This window comes from Microcystis sp. LE18-22.4A (assembly GCF_027531105.1).
Lineage (GTDB): Bacteria > Cyanobacteriota > Cyanobacteriia > Cyanobacteriales > Microcystaceae > Microcystis > Microcystis aeruginosa.
The window spans coordinates 1-9,343 of the sequence record NZ_JAPZRB010000596.1; the positions used below are offsets into that span (position 1 = coordinate 1).

A 9,343-nucleotide genomic window follows, 5' to 3' on the forward strand; every position below is an offset into this window, starting at 1 on the left:
TTTTGAGTGTCCGAATGCCCTCCGGCCACTTTGAACAAGTCGAAAAAATCTCATGTTCAACCTTATTTCCTAGAAAGTTTTACTCGTTCAAGGCCGAATTTGACTTCTTTTCTGAACGAAACCCCCTACTATCTGTGGTCAAGGTTCAGTTTTTAGCTTGGTTATCGCTTTTTCCATTGTAACTTAAAGCCGTCCTAAAAGGACGGGGTTTTAACCCAAATTTTCGATAATAAAACTAAGTAGCTGGTTATAATTAAATTAAAAATGGATTTTAGGTTCGATTCCCCCTGCCCCCCTTGATAAGGGGGGTGCCGATCCCCCCTGCCCCCCTTGATAAGGGGGGTGCCGATCCCCCCTTAGTCCCCCCTTAATAAGGGGGGCATCTGATAATTTTTAACTCCTACCTACTTAGAATAATATTTCCTGAAAACCTCTTAATTGTTTGACTTAAGTGACAACTTCACCAGCTTGGACAGAACGCATCGGTTATCAACGGGATTGGGTGTGGCGCGGTTGGCAGATTCGTTATAGTTTTATGCCGGCAAAAAACCCCCAAGATGCCGATAAACCCCCTTTAATTTTACTGCATGGATTTGGAGCGGCGATCGAACATTGGCGCCATAATATTCCTATTCTCAGCCAAAATCATCGAGTTTACGCAGTAGATTTATTAGGTTTTGGTGGTTCGCGCAAAGTACAGGTTCCCTATAGCGTTAATCTCTGGGTGGAACAAATACACGATTTCTGGCAAACTTTTATGAATAGACCGGTGGTATTAGTGGGAAATTCGATCGGTTCTTTAGTTAGTATGGCCCTAGCGGGTAAATACCCAGAAATGGTAGCCGGATTAGTTATGCTCAGTTTACCCGATGTCAGCCGTCGGCGGGAAATGATCGCCGATTGGTTATTAAATATCGTCACTCCCATCGAAAAATTTTTCACTTCTCCTTGGCTATTAAAACCGATTTTTTACTATCTGCGTCGTCCGCAAGTCTTGAAAAAATGGACAGGAATCGCCTACGAAGACAAGAAAGCAGTCAGCGACGAATTAGTACAAATTATCGCCGCCCCAACCCTAGATGAGGGGGCAGCCGAGGCGTTTATTTCCCTAGCGCAAGCTGTCAATCATCCCGAATATTGTCCACCGGCAAAGTTAATTTTACCACGCTTACAAATCCCGATTTTATTGTGTTGGGGCAAGCAAGATCGGATGGTTCCCGTCCAGTTAGCCCAGGGTTTTGTCTCCCTTAATACTAGGATTAAATATGTAGAATTTGAACGGGCCGGTCATTGTTTACAGGATGAATGTCCGGACCGTTTTAACCCAATTTTATTAGAGTGGCTAGAATCTGTTGCTGTTCTTTGAGAGAATAGGGAGAGTGATTGTTGGTGATAGTCCTATGCAAACCTTGGAATCGACGCTCAACCCTCCCGCAACTGCCTCCGAATTCGACACCACGATTCACCGGCGCAAAACCCGTCCCGTCCAGGTAGGTAGCGTTACCATCGGTGGTGGTCATCCCGTGGTCGTGCAGTCGATGATTAACGAGGATACCCTTGATATAGATGGTTCCGTGGCAGGTATCCGTCGCCTCCATGAAATCGGCTGTGAAATTGTCCGCGTCACCGTGCCGAGTCTGGTTCACGCCACCGCTTTAGCTAAAATTAGGGAAAAACTGCTCGCCACCTATCAACCTGTGCCGTTAGTAGCCGATGTACATCACAACGGCATGAAAATCGCTCTAGAAGTGGCCAAGCACGTCGATAAAGTGCGGATTAACCCCGGTTTGTACGTTTTCGAGAAACCGAAAGCCGACCGCAGCGAGTATAGTCAAGCTGAATTTGATGAAATTGGCGAAAAAATAGCCGAAACTCTGAAACCTTTAGTAGTTTCCCTGCGAGATCAAGATAAAGCGATGCGAATCGGCGTTAACCACGGTTCTCTGGCCGAAAGAATGCTCTTTACCTACGGCGACACCCCCGAAGGAATGGTACAGTCGGCTTTAGAATTTATCCGCATCTGCGAATCCCTCGATTTTCGCAATCTGGTCGTTTCCCTGAAAGCTTCCCGCGTGCCAGTTATGGTAGCCGCCTATCGTCTCATGGTTAAGCGCATGGACGAGTTGGGTATGGATTATCCCCTGCATTTGGGTGTTACTGAGGCAGGAGATGGGGAATACGGACGAATTAAATCCACTGCCGGGATTGCCACTCTCTTAGCGGACGGTATTGGTGATACGATTCGCGTTTCTCTGACGGAAGCTCCCGAAAAGGAAATTCCCGTCTGTTACAGCATTCTCCAGGCCCTGGGACTGCGGAAAACCATGGTCGAATACGTCGCCTGTCCTTCCTGTGGTCGCACTCTTTTTAATTTAGAAGATGTCCTGCAGCAAGTGCGCGCAGCGACTCAACACCTCACCGGACTCGATATCGCCGTTATGGGTTGTATTGTCAACGGACCGGGAGAAATGGCCGACGCAGACTATGGTTATGTGGGGAAACAGGCCGGTTATATCTCCCTTTATCGCGGTCGCGAGGAAATTAAACGCGTCCCCGAAAGTGAAGGTGTAAGCGAGTTGATTAATTTAATTAAAGCCGATGGCCGTTGGGTAGAACCTTAATTAGGGTTTGCTGAAAAGTTTTTCCTGGTGGCAGGGTGTGGGGTGTGGGGTGTGGGGTGTGGGGTTTTACCCATTTTCAGGGAGTCAATTACCTAATTTTTAGGGAAAAAGTCCCTGAATTTTCCCCCCAATCACTCCAATCGCTGGCACTTTTTGATTTCAAAAAAGCCTAAAGATATTATCCAACAAGGTTTTTAGATTTATTCAGCCAACCTTAATTAGTTTTACCGGTAGGGGTTGACATCTATTCAACCCCCGATCATCGGCGAGGATTTGTTACAATAGAAAGCTTGCTAGAAATTGCCGCCCCAGAGAGTCCATGCTACCTACACGCGATTGTGTTCGTCAAACCCCCGCCTACACTCCGGGAGAACAGCCCCAAAGCGCGGGATTTACCAAACTTAACACCAATGAGAATCCCTATCCCCCACCGGCGGAAATTTTTGCCCACCTGCCAGAGCAATTAGAGAAAGTCCGACTCTATCCCGATCCTATCTCCAAAGAGTTACGGCAAACGGCGGCGGAATTATACGGCATAGCAGCCGATCAGATAATCGCGGGTAATGGCTCCGATGATATCCTCAATATCGCCCTGCGAACTTTTGTTAACCCTTGCGAAAGCGTCGCTTTTTTAGATTTAACCTATTCCCTTTACGAGACAATTGCCCGGGTACACGGGGCAAATATTATCGAATTTCCCACTAATGATAAATTTGCATTGGAAGGACCGATTATTTGTCCGGAAGCTAAATTAATTTTTCTGGCTTCCCCTAATCCTCCCCTCGGTAAACATCTTGATCGCGACTATTTAGAAGCAACCTGTGCTAATGCCTCGGGATTGGTATTAATTGATGAAGCTTATGTGGATTTTAGTGATGACAATCATCTCGATTTTCTCTCCCGTTACGATAATGTCATCATTAGTCGCACCATGTCGAAAAGTTATAGTTTAGCGGGGTTAAGAGTCGGTTTCGGTTTTGCTTCGAGGGCAATTATCGAACAGATGGATAAGGTGCGTGATTCCTATAATTTAGATCGCATTGCTCAAACTTTAGCCACAGCATCCTTAAAACACCATAATTATTTTGAGCAAGTTTGGCAAAAAGTCCGTCAAACCCGCAGCCGTTTAATTACTTCTTTGCGCGAGTTGGGATTTATTGTTTTTGACTCGGAAGCTAATTTTATCCTCGCTTCTCCCCCCCAGATTAGTGCCAGTGAGTTATATAATCAACTGAAAGAGCGTCAGATATTAGTGCGATACTTTAAACATCCTCGCATTCAGAATTATGTGCGGATTTCTATCGGGACCGATGGGGAGATTGATCGCCTTTTATCTGCTATTCAAGAGATTATGGGAACAAATTAATCTCTATTTCCGTCAAGGTCTTATTAGCACTTTAAACCCTGATAAATTCTTGAAAAAAAAGGCTAGATCGATCGGAACAAAGCAGCGACAAACAAGGGTCTAATGGCCTGTCGTTTCTCCCGATTACTAGCCTTGGCTATCAAGATTATTAGTCCGACAAAAGGATTAAATACTAGCGCACAAATTTTTGAACTTATGCAATTTTATCCTCAAGGAATCACAGTTCAAGAATTGAGTGAGCGCTTAAATCGTCCCGTTTCTATGCTCAATCTTTGTCTAAAATCTTTGGTCGCTTCTAAAAAAATCGTGGCCAGAAAAAATCATAATCAGTGGGTCTATACTAGACCTCTTGTAAAAATCAAAAACTGTTGTTAGGGTTAGGAGTCGGTCGTCAGGAGTCAGGAGATAGGAGATTATTTTATTTATTCTCCCCACACCCCACACCCCACACCCCACACCCTGTCCCCACGAAAAACTTTTTCAGCAGACCCTAATTATTAACCCTATTGCTGAATAACTATTTTAGGCTGTAGGTAGTATTCATCTTCTCTGACAACTATCTCAGCAATGCCGAGAAATTGAGCTTCTAAAGACTCGACGGCAACCAGAGAACCAATCATAACATTTGCATCGGTGAGATTAATTTTTCTGCCGTGAAACCAATCGATAACTCTCTCTGGTGTGAAAGAAATCCAGTCTAGATGCGCCAAGGCAATGCGAGGTGAAATTAAACCCTCGGAATTAGCCCTTAAAGCTTCGAGATTAATACTATCGGCTAACTGAAAACCACAGCTTTCCGTGCGCGTTAAACTGGCTAAAGTGCCACCGACAGCTAACACCTTGCCCAAATCTCTGGCTAGGGAACGAATATAAGTCCCCGATCCACAGTGAATATCTAGCTCTATTTGCGGAAATTCGCCCTCTAACCAGCCTAAAACCGTAATTTGGTCAATTTTGACCTGACGAGGCTCCACTGCGATTATTTCCCCTTTGCGTGCCAATTCGTAGAGACGGCGACCATCCTTGTGAATAGCACTATACATCGGCGGAATCTGGGCAATATTGCCAATAAATTCCGCTAAATGCGGCTTAACTGCCTCTAAAGTTAAATCGGGCCAGGGACAAGTAGCGATCGCTTTTCCCGTAATATCATCGGTATCGGTGCTGAGTCCTAACTGGATTTTTGCCCTATAAGCCTTATTTTCGGGTAAATAGGCCAGTAATCGGGTGGCAGCCCCGACGGCGATCGGTAAAACTCCCGTAGCCATAGGATCTAAAGTTCCGCCATGGCCGACTCGTTTTGTCTTAAGAATTTTTCGGACTTTGGCCACGCAATCGTGAGAAGTCCAATCGGGGGGTTTATTGAGATTTAAAAAGCCAAACATTATAAATTATGAAGTGGGGTGGTGGGGTGATGGGGTGATGGGGAGAATAGATAAAAGCAATCTCCTCAATTCTGAATACTGACGGCTGATATCTAAAAATCTGACGTATTAAGTAGGGAGGCGCAATTATTTATAGGATGGGTTAGCGGTAGCGTAACATGATCGGGCGTTGGGCTTCATGCTGAAAATAGTTAAAACCCTACACCCTACACCCTACACCCCACACCCTGCCCCCACCGAAAACCTTTTGCCGCAAACCCTACTTATATAATTGCATAACTTCGCTTAAAGGTAAACGGGAACGAACACCGATAGAAAGGTCAGAAAAATGACCAAGATCATAATGATCAACGGCAGCGCGAGCAATCATAGCGGCGTTATCGGTACAGAGTTTAAGCGGCGGAAAATAGACGGTTAAATGATGATTTTTGGCGGCAGTTTCCAGATGATTTCTTAAGGCACTATTGGCCGCAACTCCTCCCCCGATTGCGATAGTTTTTAAGCCATAATCTAAGGCACAATTGATTGTCCGACGGGTTAAACTTCTGGCTACCGTATCTTGAAAACTAGCGGCTATGTCAGCTACAGGTAAATTATCTGGCTCGAATTTCTCTACTAAGCGCAAAACAGCAGTTTTTAAACCACTAAAACTGGAATCGTAGGCATGAAAACCGCCGGTTGGTAAAGATATTTTACCCTCAGGTAAGGGAAAAGCTTGCGGATTACCATCTTTAGCCATGCGATCGATTATCGGACCACCCGGATAACTTAAGTTTAATAATCGTGCCACTTTATCAAAAGCTTCTCCGGCTGCATCATCTCTAGTGGTTCCTAATTGTTGATATTTGCCGCAGGCCTGCACATGGATTAAACTGGTATGACCCCCAGAGACTAAAAGAGATAAAAAAGGAGGTTTAAGATCAGATTCAGCGAGATAGGAAGCATAGATATGACCTTCGAGATGATGAATGCCGATAAAGGGTTTATCGTGGACAATAGCCAGGGTTTTAGCCGCCGTCATTCCCACCATTAAAGCACCTACTAAACCGGGGGCAACTGTGGCGGCTATTCCATCAATTTCTGACCAATTTAACCCCGTTTCTTGCCAAGCTTTTTCTAGACAAAAATTAATGGTTTCTAGGTGTTGTCGGGAGGCCATTTCCGGCACAACACCGCCATAGAGACGATGGAGATCAATTTGAGAAGAAACCACACTACTCAACACCAGGTTATTGTTAACAATAGCCACAGCCGTTTCATCGCAACTGGTTTCGATCGCTAAGATAATTGTCATAAATTAATCAGTAAATCGTCAGACACCCCCCTTATTCAGGGGGGATTAAGGGGGGATCCATCTTTAATTTAATTATAACCACTTACTTAATTTTGCTTAGGTACTTAATTAAAATTAAAGTTATCATTCAGCAATTTCCATAGCCACCACCGCCGGGAGTTTCAATAATAAAAATATCACCAGGGTTCATTTCTATAGTCGCGGTACCGGGCAATTCTTCGATAGTTCCATCGTTTCTTTCCACGGCATTACGTCCTATTTTACCAGCTTTTCCTCCCGCTAGTCCAAAGGTGGGAATCAGGCGATTCCCCGATAAAATATTAGCAGTCATCGCCTCTTGAAATTTAATTCTTCTAATCACACCATCACCTCCAGAATATTGTCCCCTGCCACCACTATCGTGGCGAATGCTAAAACTTTCTACTAACACAGGATAGCGCATTTCTAATACTTCTGGATCGGTGAGACGGGAATTAGTCATCTGGGTTTGCACGGCAGCGGTTCCCGCAAAATTTGCCCCGGCACCGGAACCGCCACAAATAGTCTCATAATATTGATATTCTTGATTGCCAAAAGTGAAATTATTCATCGTCCCTTGGCTGGCTGCTTGAATGCCTAAAGCACCGTATAAAGCATTAACTATTGCCTGGGAAGTTTCTACATTTCCTGCTACTACGGCCGCTGGATAAACGGGATTAAGAAAACAGCCAGACGGGATAATTAAATGGAGGGGTTTGAAACAGCCAGCATTTAAAGGGATTGCCTCCTCCACAAGGGTACGAAAAACGTATAAAACCGCCGCTCTTGTCACTGCTAGGGGTGCATTAAAATTATTATTTAACTGGTTAGATGTGCCAGTAAAATCAATGGTTGCTTGACAATTATCAATATCTATGCTAATTCTGACCTTGATGACAGCACCGTTATCCAGATAATAAGTAAATTCACCATCTTTTAAGACAGATATAGCTTTTCTCACCGCTAATTCCGCATTATCTTGAACGAACTGTTGATAGGCTTTAACCATAGCTAATCCGTAGCGCTCAACCATATTATGTAATTCTCTTTCCCCCTTGGCATTAGCGGCTATTTGTGCCTGAAAATCGGCAATATTTTGGGCGATATTGCGTGCAGGAAAAGGACTATTAGTTAAGTGATTAATTAATTCTTGTTCCCGAAACTGTCCCGCCGCTACCAGCAAAAAATTATCGAATAAAATTCCTTCTTCGCTAATATGGACAGAATGGGGAGGCATAGAACCGGGGGTAATGCCACCGATATCAGCTTGATGTCCCCGGGAGGCAAGATAAAATAATATTTCCTGATTTTGGCGGTCAAAAATAGGACTAATTACTGTGACATCCGGCAGGTGAGTACCGCCATTATAAGGATTATTAGCCAGATAAACATTCCCTGGACGAATCGTCTCCCCTTTATCCTGAATTAAGCTTTTGACACTATCGGACATAGAACCTAAATGGACGGGAATATGAGGAGCATTGGCGATTAAATTTCCTACCTCATCAAAGATAGCACAGGAGAAGTCTAGGCGCTCTTTAATATTGACACTTGCTGCCGTATTTTGCAGAGTAATCCCCATTTCTTCGGCAATAAATTGATAGAGATTTTTAAAGATTTCTAGATAAATAGGATCGGCAACGGTAGTTATTTCTGTGCGGTGAGAATTGAGAGGGGACATAGGAAAGTCAGTTATCAGTTATCAGTTATCAGTTATCAGTTATCAGTTAGCTGTCTATTGTCTTTTTTCTCCTCCTGTCTCGGAGTTTACCGTCTGCTCACCCAAGAGAAGATTTTTGATTTTGGCGGGAGATCTAGTTACCAGTGATCACTGGCTGTTCACTGTTCACCGATCACTGTTCACTGATATGGGCTGACTGATATATAATCGCAGTCAGTACCAGAGGGTGAATTATGGATAAAACCAGCTTGATCGATAAAGTGCAACAAATGGCCAATAAACGGGATTATTTACTGCAATTGCGCGATAAACCCGACATTGGGGGTCTGAGATTAGACGTTAATCAAGCTCTTGAGGAGTTGGATGAATTACTCGATGAGTTTCAAGCAACTTTTCCCGAAGAAAAACTTAGTTAACTATCCGACCCGACGGAATTGAGATTTGTCCGATTGTGCTAATTTTCCCAAGTCATCGATCGCTTTGATCAGATCTTGGGAAGATATATCTTTAGGGCAGTATAGATCAAAGGCTGTAGTTTGATTATTTTTTTCCATTAGAAGATTTGCCAAGGAACTATAGGCGATAATGCGGACATAAGGGTCGAATTGTTTGATCTGAATAGCGGCGCTCTGTCCATTTAAGACAGGCATCCGTACATCTAAAATAATTACATCTGGTTGATAAATTTTCGCCAATGCGATAGCCTGTTGACCATTAAAAGCAATTCCCACCACCTGACAATGCGGCTGCTGGGAAATTAAAGTCTTGATTACTAAACAAGTTAGCTCGTGATCTTCGGCAATTAAGACTTTAATTGGCTCTCTCGGCTTCATGATTATGGCTCTTCGGTTTGTGTTATGCAATGGACGGGGGTTATAAGGGATGGAACCCTTATATAGAAAGGCATTTAGCGATTTTTGTTAATTGTTTTTGATATAGAGCGAACTAATCAATTAAGTCTCTTACCAGATAAGGATT

Annotated in this window: 9 protein-coding genes; 5 read left to right on the forward strand and 4 right to left on the reverse strand. The window is 43.9% G+C overall.

What is annotated here, in order from left to right:
• Window positions 1–451: 451 nt before the first annotated feature.
• From O9295_RS25680 to O9295_RS25695, 4 genes are all read left to right on the forward strand, one after another.
• The gene (locus O9295_RS25680) at window positions 452–1,366 is read left to right on the forward strand and encodes an alpha/beta fold hydrolase (RefSeq protein ID WP_288036123.1); all 915 of its coding nucleotides are present in this window, start codon (window positions 452–454) and stop codon (window positions 1,364–1,366) included.
• A gap of 34 nt (window positions 1,367–1,400) precedes the next feature.
• On the forward strand, window positions 1,401–2,621 hold the full coding sequence (gene ispG / locus O9295_RS25685; protein ID WP_002798930.1) for a (E)-4-hydroxy-3-methylbut-2-enyl-diphosphate synthase: 1,221 nt from the start codon (window positions 1,401–1,403) through the stop codon (window positions 2,619–2,621).
• A gap of 319 nt (window positions 2,622–2,940) precedes the next feature.
• Window positions 2,941–3,987, forward strand: coding sequence for a histidinol-phosphate transaminase (gene hisC, locus O9295_RS25690; protein ID WP_288036124.1), 1,047 nt, complete (start codon window positions 2,941–2,943; stop codon window positions 3,985–3,987).
• A 102-nt stretch (window positions 3,988–4,089) separates the two neighbouring features.
• Window positions 4,090–4,362, forward strand: a complete 273-nt coding sequence (locus O9295_RS25695; RefSeq protein WP_288036126.1) for a winged helix-turn-helix domain-containing protein — start codon at window positions 4,090–4,092, stop codon at window positions 4,360–4,362.
• A gap of 128 nt (window positions 4,363–4,490) precedes the next feature.
• Here O9295_RS25695 and truB read toward each other — a convergent pair whose 3' ends face one another.
• From truB to O9295_RS25710, 3 genes are all read right to left on the reverse strand, one after another.
• The gene (gene truB, locus O9295_RS25700) at window positions 4,491–5,372 is read right to left on the reverse strand and encodes a tRNA pseudouridine(55) synthase TruB (protein ID WP_147071970.1); all 882 of its coding nucleotides are present in this window, start codon (window positions 5,370–5,372) and stop codon (window positions 4,491–4,493) included.
• 259 nt (window positions 5,373–5,631) lie between these two features.
• A complete protein-coding gene (tsaD, locus tag O9295_RS25705) occupies window positions 5,632–6,666 on the reverse strand; it encodes a tRNA (adenosine(37)-N6)-threonylcarbamoyltransferase complex transferase subunit TsaD (RefSeq protein ID WP_002798926.1) in 1,035 nt (344 codons plus the stop codon).
• A gap of 127 nt (window positions 6,667–6,793) precedes the next feature.
• Window positions 6,794–8,365: a hydantoinase B/oxoprolinase family protein gene (locus O9295_RS25710; protein ID WP_288036128.1), complete on the reverse strand. Its 1,572-nt coding sequence runs from the start codon at window positions 8,363–8,365 to the stop codon at window positions 6,794–6,796.
• A gap of 233 nt (window positions 8,366–8,598) precedes the next feature.
• On the opposite strand from O9295_RS25710, the gene O9295_RS25715 reads away from it, so the two are divergent.
• The gene (locus tag O9295_RS25715; protein WP_002763844.1) at window positions 8,599–8,781 is read left to right on the forward strand and encodes a hypothetical protein; all 183 of its coding nucleotides are present in this window, start codon (window positions 8,599–8,601) and stop codon (window positions 8,779–8,781) included.
• On the opposite strand, the gene O9295_RS25720 is transcribed toward O9295_RS25715, so the two are convergent.
• Window positions 8,782–9,198 carry a response regulator gene (locus O9295_RS25720; protein WP_288036130.1) on the reverse strand — a complete coding sequence of 139 codons (417 nt, stop codon included), beginning with the start codon at window positions 9,196–9,198 and terminating at the stop codon, window positions 8,782–8,784.
• Between the last annotated feature and the right edge of the window lie 145 nt (window positions 9,199–9,343).